We start from the raw sequence: 18,753 nt of genomic DNA on the forward strand, positions 1-18,753 counted from the left end.
GCAAGTGGCCGACAGGGCTGGACGCGTTCTTGAACCCGGGCTTGTTCATGAACGCCGGGCTGATTCCGGCGTCGGCTCTTCCTCCGCGGCCGGTGCCGGCCGGCCGGTCCTGGGATTCGGCAACCGCGTGGAGTCGGCGTCCGGTCGGCCGGTGGTGTCGTCCGGTTCAGTGACCTGCAGGCCGTCCGGATGTTCCGAGCGGGTGCTGGTGCGGGCGCGCGGCGATGCCACGGTCCGCACCCCGGAGGCCAGTTCGTGGAACCAGAGTTGAGGCGCCCGGCGTCGGGCCAGGAGTACGTACGCGCCTACCCAGCCGCAGACGAAGGTAGCCAGCAGTATCTGCGGGAAGTGGCCGATCAGCAGCCAGTAGACATCATGCACGCCCGCCTGGGTGACCTGGCGGAGCAGCCCCATGGGCCTGTCCAGCAGGACCAGCGACGCCGCCACAAAGGTCGCCACCAGCGGGAGGGCGACCACGCCCAGCAGCACCGCGCGTACAACGAGCCGCCACAGCGCGGGCTTGCCGTCTTCTCCGACCGGTACGAGCCGGAGCAGGAGCAGCCGCTTGCCCGGGGTCACCCCGATCAGCCAGGGCACCACGACGAAGTAGGCGGGGAGGGCCACGGCCATCACCGGCGGCAGGACCTCAGAGCCTTGCTGCCCGGCGTACATCAGGGCCAGGACCGCAGCGGCGATCACGGCCGCGGCCCCGGCCAGGTCGGCCAGCAGCGCCACCAGCCGCTGACCGACGGGGACGAGCCGCCGCTCACCCACCCTCTCTTCCGGCGTGTCCAGTGTCGGCAGCACCCGGGCGAGCGGTCCGGCCACGCACCAGCCGACCAGTGCTCCCGCGGCGTTGATCAGCAGGTCGTCCACGTCGAACAGCCGGTAGGGGCACGGGTAGATACCCCACAGCGCGGTGCCCTGCGTGATTTCGAAGAACAGTGAGGCGCCGAAGCCCGCGACCGCCGCCGCCGCGATGCCGCGCCGCAGGTGATAGCGGACGAAGGCACCCAGCGGCACCAGCATGACCAGGTTCAGCAGCGCACCGGCCACCGCTGGGTTGTGGAACACCAATGCGCCAAGCGAGACCTTGTGGTGCGCGTCCTTCCAGATGTCACCGAAGGTGTTGCCCGGTATCCACTGCGGATGGGCGACCGCGGCGAACCTCCGGCACATGCCCTGCGTCTCCTTGGGCAGCGGCACGATCGTCATGCACAGGGCCGAGATCGCGTAATACAGGAAGCCAAGGAGCGACATCACGCGCCATTGCGACATGACGCCGTGCCGCCGGTACAGGACGACCGCCGTCGGCAGGAACAACACCAGGGCCAGGAGAGGGAAGAGCGCCGCGGCCGTCTTCACCGGCAACAGGTAAACAGAAACCATGCGGAGACTATACGATCCTCTAAACACTGTGTGTATAGCCGGACGGGCTGCGAATCCACCAGCAGGCGGACGGGGGGGGGCCGCTCTCCGTGTGGGGCACCCGTGCTTCTCAGTGATCTTTCTGGTTACTTGCTGAGCCGGCCGAGCTGAGAACGGTAGTCGGGCAGGTCGATGGTGCTGATCTTCTGCCCCTCCTTGAGCATCCAGTTCAGGAGGGAGCGCCTGTTCAGAAGGCCGTTCCGGATCCGGAGGCCGACCGTGGTGCCAGGGGCGAGGAACTTCCCGGTGCGGCTGCCGCCCTTCTGGCAGCCCTGGGCATAGCCGCGCATCGCGTTCTCATACCGGCTGAAGGCCGCACGCCGGTCGCCATTGGCCAGCGCGAGTTCGCCGGCCAGCACGTAGGCGGCCACCATGCCGGTTCCGGTGCCCATGCCGCCGATCGTCGCGCCGCAGGCGGCGTCCCCGACGAGGCCGATGCGCCCTGTGGACCAGGCGGGTACGTCTGCCCGGCTGATCGAGTCGAAGTACAGTTCCGGGGCCTGCTGCAGGGAGTCGAGAAGCCGCGGTACCTCCCAGCCGAGCCCGGCAAATGCCTTGACGATCAAAGCCTTCTGTTGTTCCAGGTCATGGCGGTCATACGTGACCTGGGGCGAGGCGAAGACGAAGAAGGCACTGGCCTTCGCCGCGTCCCGGTGATCGCCGCCGACCCTGGCGAGTCGGCCCGGCGTGTTGTAGCCCACCGAACATCGCCCGATGCCAAGGTCGTTGGGCAGCTGCCAGGTGGCGGCGTAGTAGCCGAGATGGCGGACGAAACTCTCCTCGGGGCCGAAGGCGAGTCGGCGCACATTGGAGTGCAGCCCGTCCGCACCGATGACGAGGTCGAACTCTCGCGGTGTGCCGTGCCGGAAGGTCACCTGTACGCCTCCGGTGGTCTCGGTAAGGCTGGTGATCGAGTCGCCGAAGACGTATTCGGTGTGCGGGCGGCTGTGCTCGCAGAGCACCCGGGCCAGGTCTCCGCGGAGTACCTCCACGTCGCCGCCGGCGAACTCGGCGGGCAGGTGCAGAAGAGATCGGCCGTGCTCGTCGACGAAGCGTATGGGGCTGCCGCCGGTCTGGATCCGGCGCAGCTCCGCGAGAACACCCATGCGCTTCAGCACGGTGAGGTGTGCCTCTCCGCGGAAGTCGACGGCTTGGCCACCGGCACGCAAGGCCGGTGTCAGCTCGACCACTGTGGGCCGGAAGCCATAGCGGCCCAGCCAGTAGGCCAGGGCCGGACCAGCGATGCCGGCACCGGAGATGAGGACGTTCTTGTTCAGGGGAACCACTCCTCACAGAAACTGTGTCCACCGGATACTGATTATTAGTGTGTACGGTAGACACAGTTTTGGCGGATTGGCAACACTGCGGAGGGGAACGGCGAAGTGAGCGACGAGCGGAGCGAGACCGTACGGCTGCTCTGGGGCCCGCACCTGAAGCCCTCACGAGGGCCCAAGCCCGCACTCAGCCTGGGCGGCATCGCGCGGGCCGGCATCGAGATCGCCGACGCGGAGGGGCTGGCCGCTGTATCCATGCAGCGGGTTGCCGGGCTGCTCGGCGTCACCAAGATGGCGCTCTACCGGTACGTGCCCGGCAAGTCCGAGTTGGTCGCGTTGATGGTGGAGACCGCAGTCGGCGAGGCGCCTTCGCCTGACGGATCGCGCTGTGGGTGGCGCGAGCAACTCAGCGACTGGGCCGGTCAGCTGGTCAGCGTCTTCGAGCAGCACCCATGGCTGCTGGATGCAACGGTCGGCCCGAGAATCATGGGCCCCGGAGAGCTTGCCTGGACGGAGCAGGCCCTCGCCGCACTGGACGGCACGGGCCTCTCGGGCGCCGAACGGCTGGACGCGGTCCTGCTGCTGGCCGGCCATGTGCGTGGAATCGTTCAGCAGGCCCGTGCGGCAGGTCATGCAGGTACCCCTGAAGCGCAGCTCATCGTCACCCTTGGGGAGCTGATGCAGGCACACGGCGCGGACTACCCCGCTCTGACCGCCGCGTTGACCTCGGCGACCCAGCACGGCGGGCAGGACCAGGGATTCGAGTTCGGACTGCAGCGCATCCTGGATGGTTTGGGTCTGCTCATCGCTCAGCGTTCGAACTGAGCCGGACGGTGCTGGCCGGCCGACGGTCCCGGCGGCCGCGTTGCAGCCGGCGTACGAGCCACCCGGCATCGGCCAGAGGTCAGGTCGGATCCAGTCGCTTCCCGGCGGGTCACGTTCCCGGCGTCTGTACGCTCGCCCCCATGACGAATGCGCCCGCAGACCCCGCACCCGGCCGGCAGATCCAGACCCTCGACGCCCTCACCGCCGACCAGGAGCAAGCCGTACGCGCGCTGCTCGCCGAGGCCGCGCGGACCGATGGGCAGCAGGCCGTCTCCGAGCAGGGACGGCTTCAGCTGCGCGGAGGGCGCCGCGAAGGGGTTCAGCACTTCCTGGTCAGCGTCGGTGACACGCTCACCGGGTACGCCCAGCTGGAGGCGACCGACCCCGTCGAGGCACCCGCCGCCGAACTCGTCGTCCACCCCTCGCACCGGGGACAGGGCAACGGCCGCGCGCTCGGCTCCGCACTGCTGGCCGCCTCCGGGCGGCGGCTGCGCGTCTGGGCGCACGGCGGACACGCGGCGGCCCGCCACCTCGCCCAGGTGCTCGGGCTGGCCAAGTTCCGTGAACTGCGCCAGCTGCGGCGCCCGTTGGCCCCGCTGAACATCCCCGAGCCGGTGTACCCGGACGGCGTCACCGTACGGACCTTCGTACCCGGTCAGGACGATGCGGCCTGGCTCGCCGTGAACGCCGCCGCCTTCGCCCACCACCCCGAGCAGGGGTCGATGAGCCAGCGCGACCTGGACGACCGGAAGGCGGAGTCCTGGTTCGACCCGAAGGGGTTCTTCCTGGCGGTACGGGACGCGGATGCGGACGGCGGCCCCGGCGGGGAGATCGTCGGCTTCCACTGGACGAAGGTGCACGCCGACGAGCAGCTGGGCGAGGTGTACGTGGTCGGCATCCGCCCGGACGCCCAGGGCGGCGGCCTCGGCAAGGCGCTGACCGCGACCGGGCTGCGCCACCTCGCGGCCGAGGGGCTGCCCACGGCGATGCTGTACGTGGACGCCGACAACACGGCGGCCGTCACGGTGTACGAGCGGCTGGGCTTCACCACGCACGAGGTCGACCTGATGTACCGCTCGGAGTCCTGACCCACGGAGACCCGGAGCCCTGAATCGCGGAACCCCACAGCCCCGACCTGCGGAAACTCACAGTCCTGACCTGCGGAAACGCTGCACGGCACACCGCCCTCCCCGGCCGCCCGGGGAGGGCGTTTCCGATCCCGGATCCGATCATGGAGTTGACATGCCTCCGACCTTGCATCACCCTTTCACTACTCAACTAGTGAAAGGGGGGTGGGCACGTGATCGAGTTCCGTATCGACCGGCGCAGCGGCGTCTCGACGTATCTCCAGATCGCCCAGCAGACCAAACAGGCTCTGCGCCTGGGCCTGTTGCAGCCCGGTGACCAGCTGCCCACCGCACGCGCGGTGGTCGAGTCCACCGCCATCAACCCCAACACGGTCCTGAAGGCCTACCGCGAACTGGAACGCGAGGGACTGGTCGAGGCCCGGCGCGGCATGGGCACCTTCATCCGCAAGTCGCTCGGGCACACCCCGCCCGCGGACTCGGCGCTGCGGGCCGAGCTGACCGAGTGGGCCGCCCGGGCCCGTACGGCCGGACTGGAGAAGGACGACGCGGCAGCGCTCTGCGCCTCCGTACTCGACGACTGCTTCCAGGACACCGCCGGCACCACCGGCGCTACGGCCACCACCGGCTCCACGGCCACCACCGCCGCCTCGGACACCCACATCCACACCCGCGCCACCACCGACGCAGCCCGCTCCAAGGGGGACATGCACACATGACCGACACCGCCATCGAGGCCTCCGGGCTCGGCAAGACCTACGGGAGACGGCGCGGCTGGGCGCTGCGGGGCTGCTCCTTCCGGCTGCCCGTCGGGCGGGTCTGCGCACTCGTGGGCCCCAACGGCGCCGGCAAGTCGACGCTGCTCGCCCACACCGCGGGGCTGCTGCGGCCCACCGAGGGCGCCGTACAGGTGCTCGGAACGTCGGCCGCCGCTGCCCGTGAACGGATCGCCTTCGTCGCCCAGAGCAAGCCGCTGGTCGGGCAGTTGACCGTCGCCGAGACCCTGCGCATGGGGTACGAGCTGAACCCGGCCCGCTGGGACGCGGCGGCCGCCGAGCGGATCATCGCCGGCGGCAAGCTGAACCGGAACGACACCATCCGTACCCTCTCCGGCGGCCAGCGCACCCGCGTCGCCCTCGCACTCGCCCTCGGCAAGCGGCCCGAACTGATGCTGCTGGACGAGCCGATGGCCGATCTCGACCCGCTCGCCCGGCACGAGCTGATGGGCGCTCTGATGTCCGAGGCCGCCGAGCACGGCACGACGATCGTGATGTCCTCCCACGTCCTGGCCGAACTGGAGGGCGCCTGCGACTACTTGCTGCTGGTCGACGCCGGCCGGGTACGGCTGGGCGGCGAGACCGAGGACCTGCTCGCCGTCCACACCCTGCTGACCGGTCCTGTGGCATCCCTCGACCCGCACACCGTCATCGAGTCGCGCACCACAGGACGCCAACTGACGGCGCTGGTACGGCGGGACGGGCCGGTGTCGGGTGACTGGCAGGCCATGGAACCGTCCCTGGAGGAGCTGCTCCTCGCCCATCTGCGGTCACCCGACGCACCCGCCCTGCTGACACCGAGCGCCGAACACCGTACGGAGGCAAGGACATGAGCACCCTGCACCAGAACACCGTGACCGACCCCGGCACCCCCGCCGGTACCAACGCCGGCACCGACGCCGGCACCGGATCGCAGCGGCTGCGCGGACCGTACTGGGTCGCCGCCCGGACGCACCGATCCACCCTCCAGGGGGCCGCCGGGCTCCTCGTCCTGGCCGTGCTCCTGCTGATCGCGATCCGCGTCTGGGGCGGCGGCCTGGCGGGCGGGTACTGGACGGACACCCGGATTGTGGAGAACGCCGCATCGGTGATCGCGCTGCTCCCCTATCTGATCGCCGCCTTCGTGGCCGGACCGGTCGTCGCCCGCGAGCTGGAGTCCGGCACCCACCAGCTGCTGTGGACGCAGTCCGTCTCCCCCGTCCGCTGGTTCGCGGCGAAGCTCGCCGTGCCGACCGCGCTGGCCCTCGTCGGTTCGGTCGTACTCGACGGCCTCTACCGCTGGGTGTGGAGCACCAGCCGGCACGAGGACGTGGCCCTGAACTGGTATTCCGACAGCGTCTACCACGCCATCGGCCCCATCGGCATCGCCACCGCCCTGCTCGTGGTCCCGCTCGGCGCCCTGACCGGCCTGCTGATCCGCCGCACCGTGCCCGCGATCGTGACGAGCCTGATCGCCACCGCGGCCGTATCCAGTGTGCTTGAGGCCGTACGCGGCCACCTCTGGCCGGTCGTGACCGTCCGCACCAGCCTCGCCACGGGCTACCCGGCGATGAACGGCATGGTCACCGGCGAGGGCGCCGTCACGACGAGCGGCGCCCACGTCGCCGACCCGATCTGTGTGGACGACAAGCAGTGCCAGGCGGCCCACCACCTGGCGGGCTACTTCCGCTCCTCGCACCCGGTGTCCCACTTCTGGCCGCTCCAGCTGGTCGAGACCGGCATCCTGCTGGCCCTGGCCGCCGTGCTGGCCCTGGTGGTGTTCCGCGTCGTCAAGCGGATGGCGGTCTGAACGCCGCGACGCCGGGTCAGCCCTCAGGGGCCGGGGCGTAACGCTGGAGGGTGATCCCGCTGCGGAAGGCCCTCGACTCCAGGAGCCGCAGCCGCGGGATCCCGTACCCCTCCGGGAAGAGACGGCGGCCGCGGCCCTGGACCACGGGGTAGACGAAGAAGCGGTACTCGTCGACCAGGCCGGCCGCGATCATCGTGTGCGCCAGGGTGATGCTGCCGGTGAGCACGATGTCCTTGCCACCCTCCCGCGCCTTGAGCGCGGTCACCTCCTCGACCGGGTCGCCCTTCAGCACCGTCGTGTGCTCCCACCGCGGATCCGTGAGCGAGGCGGACACCACGTACTTCTGGACCCGGTTCAGATAGTCGGTGATGCCGGTGGTGTCGTCGGTCTGCTGCGGCCAGTAGCCGCGGAAGTCCTCGAAGGTCCGCCGGCCGACGAGCAGGGCGTCGGCCCGGCTGTCCTGCCGGTGGCTCTCCTCCATGAGGTCGCTCATGTCCACAGCGCCCTGGCCCTGCGGGTCGAACCAGTCCGTGAGCATCTCGACCGAGCCGTCGACCGTGATGTTCTGGGTGATCGCGAGGGTGCGCATACCGGTCCTCCTGCTGCTGACGCGATGCCGATACCGATGTTGACTGCGCCGGGGGCGGAGAATCATCGGTGCAGACCGACCGGCACCCGCCTCCCGGACGTCATGGCGCGCTTCCCGGACGTCATGTCCTCGTTACCCGTCATTCAGACGCGCTTGCGACCCTCTCGGAATGCAACCCGTCACCGCGCCCGCCGACCCTCCCGCGCGGAACAATGGGCATATGAGCCAGCAGCCCAGTGCAGAGGTCCCGGTCAAGCACCTCCAGCCCTCCGTCGGTTCCATAGCAGCACACCGTCCGCACACCGTCGCGGCAGCCGTTCCCGACCTGGATCCGGGCATCGACGCCGACGTCGACGCGTACGAGGAGTCCGCCGACGGCGCCGGCGCCGAGCTGCCGTCCGGCCGGTTCCTCGACCGGGAGCAGAGCTGGCTCGCCTTCAACGAACGGGTCCTCGAACTGGCCGAGGATCCGGCGACCCCCCTCCTCGAACGGGCTAATTACCTCGCCATCTTCGCGAGCAACCTCGACGAGTTCTTCATGGTCCGGGTGGCGGGCCTCAAACGCCGTATCGCGACCGGTGTCGCCACCCGCTCCGCATCCGGCTTCCAGCCCCGCGAGGTGCTGGAGCAGATCTGGACCAGGTCGCGCGAGCTCATGGCCCGGCACGCCGCCTGCTACCAGCAGGACGTCTCGGCCGCGCTGGCCGACGAGAACATCCACCTGATCCGCTGGGATGACCTGACCGACAAGGAGAAGGCCCGGCTCTTCACCTTCTTCCGGCAGCGGATCTTCCCCGTGCTGACCCCGCTGGCCGTCGACCCCGCGCACCCCTTCCCGTACATCTCGGGTCTCTCGCTCAACCTCGCCGTGGTCGTCCGCAACCCGGTCAGCGGCCACCGCCACTTCGCCCGGGTCAAGGTGCCGCCGCTGCTCACCCGGTTCCTGGAGGCGTCGCCCCAGCGGTACGTGCCCGTCGAGGACATCATCGCGGCGCATCTGGAGGAGCTCTTCCCGGGGATGGAGGTGCTGGCGCACCACATGTTCCGGGTCACCAGGAACGAGGACCTGGAGGTCGAGGAGGACGACGCCGAGAACCTCCTCAAGGCCCTGGAGAAGGAGCTGATGCGGCGCCGCTTCGGGCCGCCCGTCCGGCTGGAGGTGGAGGAGTCCATCGACCCGTACATCCTCGACCTGCTGGTCCGCGAGCTGAAGGTCTCCGACGCCGAGGTGTACCCGCTGCCCGGCCCGCTCGACCTCACCGGGCTCTTCGGCCTCGCGACGCTGGACCGGCCCGAGCTGAAGTTCCCGCCGTTCATCGCGGGCACCCACCGCGACCTCGCCGAGGTCGAGTCCGCTTCGGCGCCCGACATCTTCGCCGCCCTGCGGGAACGGGACGTGCTGCTGCACCACCCGTACGACTCGTTCTCCACCTCCGTCCAGGCCTTCCTGGAACAGGCCGCCGGCGACCCGGACGTGCTCGCCATCAAGCAGACCCTGTACCGGACGTCCGGCGACTCACCGATCGTGGACGCCCTGATCGACGCGGCCGAGTCCGGCAAACAGGTGCTCGTCCTGGTCGAGATCAAGGCCCGCTTCGACGAGCAGGCCAACATCAAGTGGGCCAGGAAGCTGGAGGAGTCGGGCTGCCACGTCGTCTACGGCCTGGTGGGGCTGAAGACACACTGCAAGCTCTCGCTCGTCGTACGGCAGGAAGGCGACACGCTGCGCCGCTACTCCCACGTCGGCACCGGCAACTACCACCCGAAGACGGCCAGGCTGTACGAGGACCTGGGGCTGCTCACCGCCGACCCGCAGGTCGGCGCCGACCTCTCCGACCTGTTCAACCGGCTCTCCGGCTACTCGCGGCGCGAGACCTACCGGCGGCTGCTCGTCGCCCCCAAGTCCCTGCGCGACGGCCTGGTCGTCCGGATCGACAAGGAGATCACGCACCACCGCGCGGGCCGCCCCGCCTACGTCCGCATCAAGGTCAACTCCATGGTCGACGAAGCGGTCATCGACGCCTGCTACCGGGCCGCGCAGGCCGGCGTTCCCGTCGACGTGTGGGTGCGTGGCATCTGCGCGATACGCCCCGGTGTCACCGGCCTCTCCGAGAACGTCCGGGTCCGGTCGATACTGGGCCGCTTCCTCGAACACTCCCGGGTGTTCGCCTTCGGTAACGGCGGCGAACCCGAAGTGTGGCTGGGCAGCGCCGACATGATGCACCGCAACCTCGACCGCAGGATCGAAGCGCTGGTCCGCGTCGCCGACCCGGCCCACCGCGCCGCGCTCAGCCGGCTCCTGGAGACCGGGATGTCCGACACCACGTCCTCCTGGCACCTGGGGGCCGACGGCAACTGGACGCGTCACGCGACCGACGCCGAGGGACGGCCGCTGCGCCATGTGCAGGAAATGCTGATAGACGCCAGGAGGCGCCGCCGTGCGACCCCTTGATGCCCCCCTTGACGCCCCACGGAGGCGTCTTGATGCCCCACGGAGGCGCCGCCGTGCGACCACCCCTTGACGCTCCCCGGAGGCGCAGTCGTGCCACGCCCTGACCCGACGGCGACCGCGGGCCAGCTCCTCGCCCGCTATCTGCACGACCAGGCCGCGGAGTTCCTGCGCAGCCTGCGCACGTACTCGGAAGGAGACGAGGAGGCCGCCCGCGCGCTGCGCCGGTCCGCCCGCCGTATCAGCGGCACCCTGCACACCTTCCGCGGCCACCTCGACGCGGCCTGGGCCGACCAGCTGCGGTCCGAACTGGCCTGGCTCTCCGGCACGCTGGCCCGTGAGCACGCGTACGCCGAGCGGCTGGCCCGGCTGCTCGAAGCACTCGGCAGGCTCTCGGCCGGTACGGCTTCGCTGCCGGGGCCGCGCGACGGGACGGCCCCGCACCCCGCGCTCGCCATGGGCGCCGCGCGCGCCGGCGCGCTCCTGGAGCGGCAGCTGACCCTGGCCAGGACCCGCGCCCACTCGGCGGCGCTCCAGGCGCTGGGCTCCTCCCGCTTCCACGCGGCCGCGGACGCCGTCGCGCTGCTGGCGTCGGACGTGCCGTTCGCGCCCGCCGCGACCACGTACGCCACCGAGACCCTGCCGCCCGCGGCCGAGACGGCGGGCCGCAGACTCTCGGACGCGGTGACGGCGCTGCCGCTGCACCGGGCCGCGCACCCGTACAACGCGGAGGGGCTGAGCGACGCCCAGGACGCCCCCTGGCACCAGGTCAGACTGCTGCTGCGGCTGCACCGCTACGCGCAGGAGGCCCTGCACGCCGGCCAGGACGACCGGCCGGGCCCCGACCTGCGGCTCTACGGCGCGGGCCAGGCCCTCGACCAGCACCGCGAAGCGGCCGAGGCCGCGGGGGCAGCCGCTTCGGCGGCCCGTACGCCCCGGATCGCCCCGGCGACGGCGTACGCACTGGGGGTGCTCCACGCCGACCAGCGCCACGAGGTCGAAGCCGCCCGCTACACCTTCCAGCAGACCTGGCAGCGCACGGCGGTGAGCACCCCATGACGAGTGACGCGGAGGTTCCCGTACGGGCGGCGGGGTGCGTGCTGTGGCGCCGCGCCCCGGCCGGCGGGCTGGAGATCTGCCTGGTCCACCGGCCGAAGTACGACGACTGGTCGCACCCGAAGGGCAAGCTGAAACCGGGCGAGGACACCCTGGCCGCCGCACTGCGCGAGGTCCACGAGGAGACCGGCCACGACTGCGCCCCCGGCGCCCGCCTCCCCACCGTGCGGTACCGGGCGAACGGCCGCCCCAAGGAGGTCAGCTACTGGGCCGCCGAGGCGACGGCCGGAGAGTTCACCCCGAACAGCGAGGTGGACCGGGTGCGCTGGCTCTCCCCGGCCGCTGCCCGCGCCCGCCTCACCCAGCAGCGCGACCGGGAACTGCTCGACGCACTGCACGCCGCGCTGCGCTGACGCCACCGGACCGCACCGGACCGCCCCGCACCGGCCCAGGAGGCACGGAAACGCCCGGAAACGCCCGGAAACAACGGGCCACCGCGAGGCCACAGAGGCGCCGCAGAAGGGCTGGAAACAGCGGTGCCGCACAGAGGCATGGGGCGTACGGGGCCTGTGGCGGCGGACGGTGCGTCACCCTGCGGTCACCGCACAGGACCCCGCACCCGGTCGTCCGCCGAGGTTCACTCTCCGTTCACTCACCCCCGTCGGCCACTTCACCTGATCTGCCTAATTTCGGCCTTACACGGTGCACGGCACCCCGCCGCACCGGTCACCTCTTCGCACGCCGCCGTACAACGAATCGAAACCCGGCGGCTCCTGGAAGGAACACCCGAAGTGAAGCTTCAGCAGCGCAAGACCCGGCTTCGCGCCGCCGCGCTCGGCGCCCTCGCCGTATCCGGCGCCCTGGTCCTCACGGCGTGCGGTTCGGACAACAACAGCGGCTCGACCGGAGGCACCGGCACCAAGACGAACGCCGCATCCGACGTCAAGTGCGACGGTGCGAAGGGCCAGCTGCGCGCCTCCGGTTCGAGCGCGCAGAAGAACGCGATGGACCTGTGGGCCAAGGGCTACATGGCCGCCTGCCCCGGTGTCGACATCAACTACAAGTCGTCCTCGTCCGGTGAGGGCATCGTCGCCTTCAACCAGGGCACGGTCGGCTACGCCGGTTCGGACTCGCCGCTGAAGCCCGCCGAGGTCGCGGACTCCAAGAAGGTCTGCACCGGCGGCGGCCAGGGCATCGACCTCCCGATGGTCGGCGGCCCCATCGCGGTCGGCTACCACCTGGAGGGCGTGGACAACCTGGTCCTCGACGCCCCCACGCTGGCGAAGATCTTCTCGGCGAAGATCAAGACCTGGGACGACCCGGCGATCAAGAAGCTCAACCCCGGCGCGAAGCTGCCGTCCAAGGCGATCCAGCCCTTCCACCGCGCCGAAGACTCCGGCACCACGGAGAACCTGAGCAAGTACCTGACCGCGGCGGCGCCCGGCGACTGGAAGTACCCGGTCGGCAAGTCGTGGCCCGCGCCCGGCGGCCAGGCCGCGGCCGGTTCGGCCGGTGTCTCCCAGCAGGTGAAGCAGGTCGACGGCTCGATCGGCTACTTCGAGCTCTCGTACGCCACCTCGCAGAAGATCTCCACGGTCAAGATCGACACGGGCGCCAGCGCCCCCGTCGAAGCGACCTCCGACAACGCCTCCAAGGCCATCGCCGCGGCCAAGGTCGTCGGCACCGGCTCCGACCTGTCGCTCAAGCTCGACTACACCACCAAGGCCGACGGCGCGTACCCGATCGTCCTGGTGACGTACGAGATCGTCTGTGACAAGGGCAACAAGTCCGACACCCTCGGCACCGTCAAGTCCTTCCTGAACTACACGGCGAGCGACGAGGGCCAGAAGCAGCTCTCGACCGCCGGTTACGCGCCGATCCCGACCGAGATCAACGCCAAGGTGCGCAAGACGCTCGCCACGATCTCGTAGTCCGGTTCCCCACGTTCCACACGTTCCACAGCAGTGACGGCGTCCGGCCCGGAGCGCTCCTCCGGGCCGGTCACCGCCCCCCCATCCGGTGCACCGCCGCCAGGGGAGCCACAGCTCCCCCACACAGACCGGAAAGACCACCATGGCTACCACCGCACAGATAGACACCCCTCCACCGGAAACCCCCCTCCACACCCCGTCGGGCCCGTCCACCGGCCGGCTGGGCGACCGGGTCTTCCTCGGCCTCTCCAGAGGCTCGGGCGTCCTGCTCCTCGTGGTGATGGCAGCGATCGCGGGGTTCCTCACCTACCGCGCCTCCATCGCCATCTCGAAGGACCAGGGCAACTTCTTCACGACGTTCGACTGGCTGCCCTCGCAGACACCGCCGGTCTTCGGCATCGCGGTCCTGCTCGTCGGCACCGTCATCAGCTCGGTCATCGCGATGGTCATCGCGGTCCCCGTCGCCGTCGGCATCGCGCTCTTCATCTCGCACTACGCGCCGCGCAGGCTGGCCACCACACTCGCGTACGTGGTGGACCTGCTGGCCGCGGTGCCCAGCATCATCTACGGCATCTGGGGCGCCCTGATCCTGGTGCCCTACCTCGGCGGCCTCAACGTCTGGCTCGACCAGTACTTCGGCTGGACGTACATCTTCGACCAGACGCAGCCCGGCGTCTCGCGGAACATGCTGACCGTCGGCATCCTGCTGGCGATCATGATCCTGCCGATCGTGACCAGCGTCAGCCGGGAGGTCTTCCTCCAGGTCCCGCGGATGAACGAGGAAGCCGCGCTCGCCCTCGGCGCCACCCGCTGGGAGGTCATCCGGCTCTCCGTACTGCCCTTCGGACGCTCGGGTGTCATCTCGGCCTCCATGCTGGGCCTGGGCCGGGCGCTCGGCGAGACGATGGCCGTCGCCACGGTCCTCTCGCCCAGCTATGTGATGTCGCTGCACCTGCTCGACCCGGGCGGCGGCACCTTCGCCCAGAACATCGCGGCGAAGTTCGACGAGGCCAACCCGCTGGGGCGTGACGCCCTGATCGCGTCCGGCCTGGTCCTCTTCGTCCTCACCCTGCTCGTGAACGGCGCGGCCCGGCTGATCATCGCCCGCCGCAAGGAGTACTCGGGGGCCAACGCATGAGCGACACAGCCGTAGAGACCGGACAGGAGCAGACGCCGCGCGTGCACGCGGCTCCGAGCCTCAGCGCCCGCAGCCTCCCCCGCTGGGCGCCGGCCGGCTTCGCCGCCGCCGCGATCGTGATCGGCGCGGGGATCGGCACCGCCGCAGGCCTCAGCAGCAAGGTCCAGTGGGGCCTGATCGCCGTCGCCGCCTTCCTCGCGCTCTCCTACGTCACGACCGCGCTGGTCGAGAACAAGCGCCAGGCCAAGGACCGCTTCGCGACCAGCATCATCTGGGTCTGCTTCATCCTGGCCGTCATCCCGCTGCTCTCGCTGCTCTGGACGACCGTCGGCCACGGGGTCAAGGACCTCAGCGTCAACTTCCTCACCCACTCGATGGTCGGCGTCCTCTCGTCCGACCAGGGCGGCGGCGTCTACCACGCGCTGGTCGGCACCGTGGAGCAGGTCGGCATCGCCACGGTGATCGCCGTCCCCATCGGCCTGCTGACGGCCGTCTATCTGGTGGAGTACGGCAAGGGCGCGCTGGCCAGGGCCGTGACGTTCTTCGTGGACGTCATGACCGGCATCCCGTCCATCGTCGCCGGCCTGTTCATCCTGTCGATCATGCTGATGACCGACACCGCGCCCTCGGGCCTGATGGGCTCGCTCGCGCTGACGATCCTGATGATGCCGGTCGTGGTCCGCTCCACCGAGGAGATGCTCAAGCTCGTCCCGAACGAGCTGCGCGAAGCGGCGCTGGCCCTCGGCGTACCGAAGTGGCGCATGATCCTCAAGGTCGTCCTGCCGACCGCGATCGGCGGTATCACCACCGGTGTGATGCTGGCCATCGCGCGCATCGCCGGGGAGACCGCGCCGATCATGCTGCTGGTGTTCGGCAGCCAGATGATCAACACCAACCCCTTCAAGGACGGCCAGTCCTCCCTGCCGTACTACATCTTCGAGCAGTACAAGCTCGGCGAGCCGCCCGCGATCGACCGGGCCTGGGCAGCGGCACTGGTGCTGATCGCCTTCGTCATGATCCTGAACCTCGTCGCCCGCGGCATAGCCCGCTGGAAGGCCCCGAAGACCGGCCGCTGAGGCCGAGAGAAGAAGCTGATTTTCATGGCCAAGCGAATCGACATCAGCGGCCTGACCGCCTACTACAGCTCCCACAAGGCCATCGAGGACATCTCGATGACCGTGGAACCCCGCTCGGTGACCGCCTTCATCGGCCCGTCCGGCTGCGGCAAGTCGACCTTCCTGCGCACCCTCAACCGGATGCACGAGGTCACCCCGGGCGGCCGCGTCGAGGGCAAGGTGATGCTGGACGACGAGAACCTGTACGGGAGCCACGTCGACCCCGTCGCCGTACGCCGTACGGTCGGCATGGTCTTCCAGCGCCCGAACCCCTTCCCGACCATGTCGATCTTCGACAACGTCGCGGCGGGCCTGCGCCTGAACGGCTCGTACCGCAAGAGCGAGCTGACCGACATCGTCGAGAAGTCGCTCCGGGGCGCCAACCTCTGGAACGAGGTCAAGGACCGCCTCAACAAGCCGGGCTCCGGGCTCTCCGGCGGCCAGCAGCAGCGGCTCTGCATCGCCCGCGCCATCGCGGTCGAACCGCAGGTCCTGCTGATGGACGAGCCGTGCTCGGCGCTCGACCCGATCTCCACCCTCGCCATCGAGGACCTGGTGGGTGAGCTGAAGGAACGCTTCACGATCGTCATCGTGACGCACAACATGCAGCAGGCGGCGCGCGTCTCGGACCGCACGGCCTTCTTCAACCTCTCGGCGGTGGGCAAGCCGGGCCGGCTCATCGAGATCGACGAGACCGAACGGATCTTCTCGAACCCGTCAGTCCAGGCGACCGAGGACTACATCTCGGGCCGCTTCGGATAGACGCCACGGCTTGCGGTGCTGCATGGCGGTGCCACCGCAAGGCAGAAAAAAGGGCCCGCCCCCCGTGGATTCCGGGGGGCGGGCCCACTTCGTACGGCCGCCCGGGCGAGTGCGCCGGCGGTCAGAAGAGCAGCAGGACGACCCAGTAGCTGAGGGCAGCGACGACCGCGGCGGCCGGCATGGTGATGAACCAGCCGAGGACGATGTTCTTGGCCACGCCCCAGCGCACCGCGCGCGGGCGCTTGGTCGCTCCCACACCCATGATCGCCGAGGTGATGACGTGCGTGGTCGAGATCGGCGCCTGGAAGAGGTATGACGAGCCGAACATGATCGCTGCACCGGTGGTCTCCGCCGCGAAGCCCTGCGGCGGGTCCAACTCGATGATCTTGCGGCCGAGGGTCCGCATGATGCGCCAGCCGCCCGCGTACGTACCGAGCGAGAGCATCAGCGCGCAGACGAGCTTGACCCAGACGGGGATCGCGTCGCTGAAGGTCTCGTGCCCGGAGATGACCAGGGCCATCATGACGACACCCATGGTCTTCTGCGCGTCCTGAAGACCGTGGCCGAGCGCCATGCCCGCGGCGGAGACCGTCTGGGCGATACGGAATCCGCGCTTCGCCTTGTGCGGGTTGGACTTACGGAACAACCACAGGATCGCGACCATCACCAGATAGCCGACCACAAGACCGACGACCGGGGACAGGAACATCGGGATGACGATCTTCTCGACCACCCCGCTCCAGTGCACCATCGTGCCGCCCGCGAGCGCGGCGCCGACCAGTCCGCCGAACAGGGCGTGCGAGGACGAGGACGGCAGCCCGAAGTACCAGGTGATCAGGTTCCAGACGATCGCGCCGACGAGCGCGGAGAAGAGGATGCCCATCCCCTTCTGCCCGGTGGGCGTGGCGATCAGCCCTTCACTGACGGTCTTGGCGACCCCGCTGCCCAGGAAGGCGCCCGCGAGGTTCATCACAGCGGCCATCGCCAGAGCCGCACGCGGCGTCAGCGCCCGGGTGGACACCGAGGTCGCGATGGCATTGGCGGAGTCGTGGAAGCCGTTCGTGTAGGTGAATCCGAGCGCGACAGCAATGGTCACGATCAGAGTGAAGGTGTCCACGAGGTTCAGGACTCCTTGACCGCGATGGTCTCCACCGTGTTGGCCACGTGCTCGAACGCGTCGGCAGCCTCTTCCAGCACATCCACGATCTGCTTGAGCTTCAGGACCTCCATGGCGTCGTACTTGCCATTGAAGAGGTGGGCGAGCAGCTTGCGGTGGATCTGGTCGGCCTGGTTCTCCAGCCGGTTGACCTCGATCCAGTACTCGGTCAGGTTGTTCATCGTCCGCAGGCTCGGCATCGCCTCAGCGGTCAGCACAGCTGCCCTGGCCAGCACCTCGATCTGCTGCTCGACGCCCTTGGGCAGCTCCTCGACCTGGTACAGCACGACGAGGTCGACGGCCTCCTCCATGAAGTCCATGATGTCGTCGAGGCACGAGGCGAGGTTGTAGATGTCCTCGCGGTCGAACGGCGTGATGAAGGAGGAGTTGAGCTGGTGGAAGATCGCGTGAGTCGCGTCGTCCCCCGCGTGCTCCGCTGCCCGCATCCGCTCCGCGATCTCGACCCGGCCGGATGCGTCCGCGCCGAGCAGTTCCATGAGGAGCTTCGAGCCCGTGACGATGTTGTCCGCGGATGCGGCGAACATGTCGTAGAAGCTCGTCTCCCTGGGGGTCAGACGAAAGCGCACGTGGGGTCCTCGGGGCTCTGGATTCGGTCAGGCTGATGCTAGGCGCATCATCCGGCCACGGCTAACCGGCGTTGTTCAGTGTCGCCCATGGGGCACAGTGATCAGCACGGGGCCCGCCCCGATTTTCGGAAGGATCGGTACTATATACCCACGAGGGGTATCAAGAACCTTTCTGGACAGCGAGACACCATCATTCACAACGGTTCCACAACGGGAGGACGCGATGACAACCACCGAGGCGGCCGGCGCGCCCGACCGTACGGGCCAGGAGCCGGGCACCGAGCCCGTCGTGCACGGCTACCACAAGCAGAAGGACGAACACCTCAAGCGGCTGCGCCGGATCGAGGGCCAGATCCGCGGGCTCCAGCGGCTCGTGGACGAGGACGTCTACTGCATCGACATACTCACCCAGGTATCGGCCTCCACCAAGGCCCTGCAGTCCTTCGCGCTCCAGCTCCTGGAGGAGCACCTGCGGCACTGCGTGGCGGACGCGGCGGTCCGCGGCGGCGAGGAGATCGACGCGAAGGTCGAGGAAGCCACCAAGGCGATCGCCCGGCTGCTGCGCACCTGAGCCCCCGCTCCGCCCAGCGGTCGCCGGCTGTGGCCGGTGGTGACTGGTGGTGGTCGGTGGTGGCTGAAAATCGTCGGTCGGTACGGTCAGGGCGGCCGCTGCCCCCGGCTGTGACCGCTGCCCCCGGCTGCGACCGCTGCGACCGCGGGAGCCAGAGCCGCCGGGCAGTCGGTGCGGCCGGGAGCCCTGCCCCCGGCCACCCTGCGTCCTCCGGTTGCCGCG

Annotated in this window: 17 protein-coding genes and 1 pseudogene; 13 read left to right on the top strand and 5 right to left on the bottom strand. The window is 69.6% G+C overall.

Features of this window, described 5'->3' with window-relative positions; genetic code table 11:
• Positions 1–45: 45 nt before the first annotated feature.
• On the bottom strand, positions 46–1,389 hold the full coding sequence (locus OHB13_RS17100; protein ID WP_328377696.1) for a VanZ family protein: 1,344 nt from the start codon (positions 1,387–1,389) through the stop codon (positions 46–48).
• A 125-nt stretch (positions 1,390–1,514) separates the two neighbouring features.
• Entirely contained in the window at positions 1,515–2,705 is a 1,191-nt protein-coding gene (locus tag OHB13_RS17105; protein WP_328380312.1) for an FAD-dependent monooxygenase, read from the bottom strand.
• 105 nt (positions 2,706–2,810) lie between these two features.
• Between OHB13_RS17105 and OHB13_RS17110 the strand changes: the two genes are divergently transcribed.
• The 5 genes and pseudogenes from OHB13_RS17110 (at position 2,811) to OHB13_RS17130 (ending at position 7,177) form a co-directional block, all read left to right on the top strand.
• Entirely contained in the window at positions 2,811–3,527 is a 717-nt protein-coding gene (locus OHB13_RS17110; protein ID WP_328377697.1) for a TetR/AcrR family transcriptional regulator, read from the top strand.
• Between the two features lie 140 nt (positions 3,528–3,667).
• Positions 3,668–4,615, top strand: coding sequence for a mycothiol synthase (mshD, locus tag OHB13_RS17115; RefSeq protein WP_266855471.1), 948 nt, complete (start codon positions 3,668–3,670; stop codon positions 4,613–4,615).
• A gap of 212 nt (positions 4,616–4,827) precedes the next feature.
• A pseudogene (locus OHB13_RS17120) lies at positions 4,828–5,202 on the top strand (GntR family transcriptional regulator); the annotation flags it as partial.
• Positions 5,203–5,327: 125 nt separating this feature from the next.
• Positions 5,328–6,221, top strand: a complete 894-nt coding sequence (locus OHB13_RS17125) for an ABC transporter ATP-binding protein (RefSeq protein WP_266855469.1) — start codon at positions 5,328–5,330, stop codon at positions 6,219–6,221.
• Positions 6,218–7,177: an ABC transporter permease gene (locus tag OHB13_RS17130; protein ID WP_328377699.1), complete on the top strand. Its 960-nt coding sequence runs from the start codon at positions 6,218–6,220 to the stop codon at positions 7,175–7,177. Before OHB13_RS17125 ends, OHB13_RS17130 begins: the two co-directional genes overlap by 4 nt.
• A gap of 16 nt (positions 7,178–7,193) precedes the next feature.
• On the opposite strand, the gene OHB13_RS17135 is transcribed toward OHB13_RS17130, so the two are convergent.
• Positions 7,194–7,766: a dihydrofolate reductase family protein gene (locus OHB13_RS17135; RefSeq protein ID WP_266855467.1), complete on the bottom strand. Its 573-nt coding sequence runs from the start codon at positions 7,764–7,766 to the stop codon at positions 7,194–7,196.
• Between the two features lie 220 nt (positions 7,767–7,986).
• Here OHB13_RS17135 and OHB13_RS17140 point away from each other — a divergent pair, with 220 nt between their 5' ends.
• The 7 genes from OHB13_RS17140 to pstB all read left to right on the top strand — a co-directional run bounded on the left by OHB13_RS17140 (position 7,987) and on the right by pstB (position 16,217).
• The gene (locus tag OHB13_RS17140) at positions 7,987–10,218 is read left to right on the top strand and encodes an RNA degradosome polyphosphate kinase (protein ID WP_266855466.1); all 2,232 of its coding nucleotides are present in this window, start codon (positions 7,987–7,989) and stop codon (positions 10,216–10,218) included.
• Between the two features lie 90 nt (positions 10,219–10,308).
• Positions 10,309–11,274 carry a CHAD domain-containing protein gene (locus tag OHB13_RS17145; RefSeq protein WP_328377700.1) on the top strand — a complete coding sequence of 322 codons (966 nt, stop codon included), beginning with the start codon at positions 10,309–10,311 and terminating at the stop codon, positions 11,272–11,274.
• Entirely contained in the window at positions 11,271–11,684 is a 414-nt protein-coding gene (locus OHB13_RS17150) for an NUDIX hydrolase (RefSeq protein ID WP_266855464.1), read from the top strand. The genes OHB13_RS17145 and OHB13_RS17150 overlap by 4 nt, the downstream gene beginning before the upstream one ends.
• A gap of 378 nt (positions 11,685–12,062) precedes the next feature.
• A complete protein-coding gene (pstS, locus tag OHB13_RS17155) occupies positions 12,063–13,202 on the top strand; it encodes a phosphate ABC transporter substrate-binding protein PstS (RefSeq protein ID WP_266855463.1) in 1,140 nt (379 codons plus the stop codon).
• Between the two features lie 142 nt (positions 13,203–13,344).
• The gene (gene pstC / locus OHB13_RS17160; RefSeq protein ID WP_328377701.1) at positions 13,345–14,340 is read left to right on the top strand and encodes a phosphate ABC transporter permease subunit PstC; all 996 of its coding nucleotides are present in this window, start codon (positions 13,345–13,347) and stop codon (positions 14,338–14,340) included.
• Positions 14,337–15,416 (top strand): phosphate ABC transporter permease PstA, encoded by a 1,080-nt coding sequence (gene pstA / locus OHB13_RS17165; RefSeq protein WP_328377702.1) that lies wholly within the window; start codon positions 14,337–14,339, stop codon positions 15,414–15,416. Before pstC ends, pstA begins: the two co-directional genes overlap by 4 nt.
• A gap of 24 nt (positions 15,417–15,440) precedes the next feature.
• Positions 15,441–16,217, top strand: a complete 777-nt coding sequence (gene pstB / locus OHB13_RS17170; RefSeq protein WP_266855460.1) for a phosphate ABC transporter ATP-binding protein PstB — start codon at positions 15,441–15,443, stop codon at positions 16,215–16,217.
• A gap of 121 nt (positions 16,218–16,338) precedes the next feature.
• Here the strand turns inward: pstB and OHB13_RS17175 are convergent, their stop codons facing one another.
• Both OHB13_RS17175 and OHB13_RS17180 read right to left on the bottom strand, forming a co-directional pair.
• Complete coding sequence (locus OHB13_RS17175) at positions 16,339–17,334, bottom strand: inorganic phosphate transporter (protein WP_266855459.1); 996 nt, start codon at positions 17,332–17,334, stop codon at positions 16,339–16,341.
• 5 nt (positions 17,335–17,339) lie between these two features.
• Positions 17,340–17,960 (bottom strand): DUF47 domain-containing protein, encoded by a 621-nt coding sequence (locus OHB13_RS17180; RefSeq protein WP_164266361.1) that lies wholly within the window; start codon positions 17,958–17,960, stop codon positions 17,340–17,342.
• 223 nt (positions 17,961–18,183) lie between these two features.
• On the opposite strand from OHB13_RS17180, the gene OHB13_RS17185 reads away from it, so the two are divergent.
• On the top strand, positions 18,184–18,531 hold the full coding sequence (locus OHB13_RS17185) for a metal-sensitive transcriptional regulator (protein ID WP_266855458.1): 348 nt from the start codon (positions 18,184–18,186) through the stop codon (positions 18,529–18,531).
• The last annotated feature ends 222 nt before the right edge of the window (positions 18,532–18,753 follow it).

It is taken from the genome of Streptomyces sp. NBC_00440 (assembly GCF_036014215.1).
In the GTDB taxonomy this organism is placed as follows: domain Bacteria; phylum Actinomycetota; class Actinomycetes; order Streptomycetales; family Streptomycetaceae; genus Streptomyces.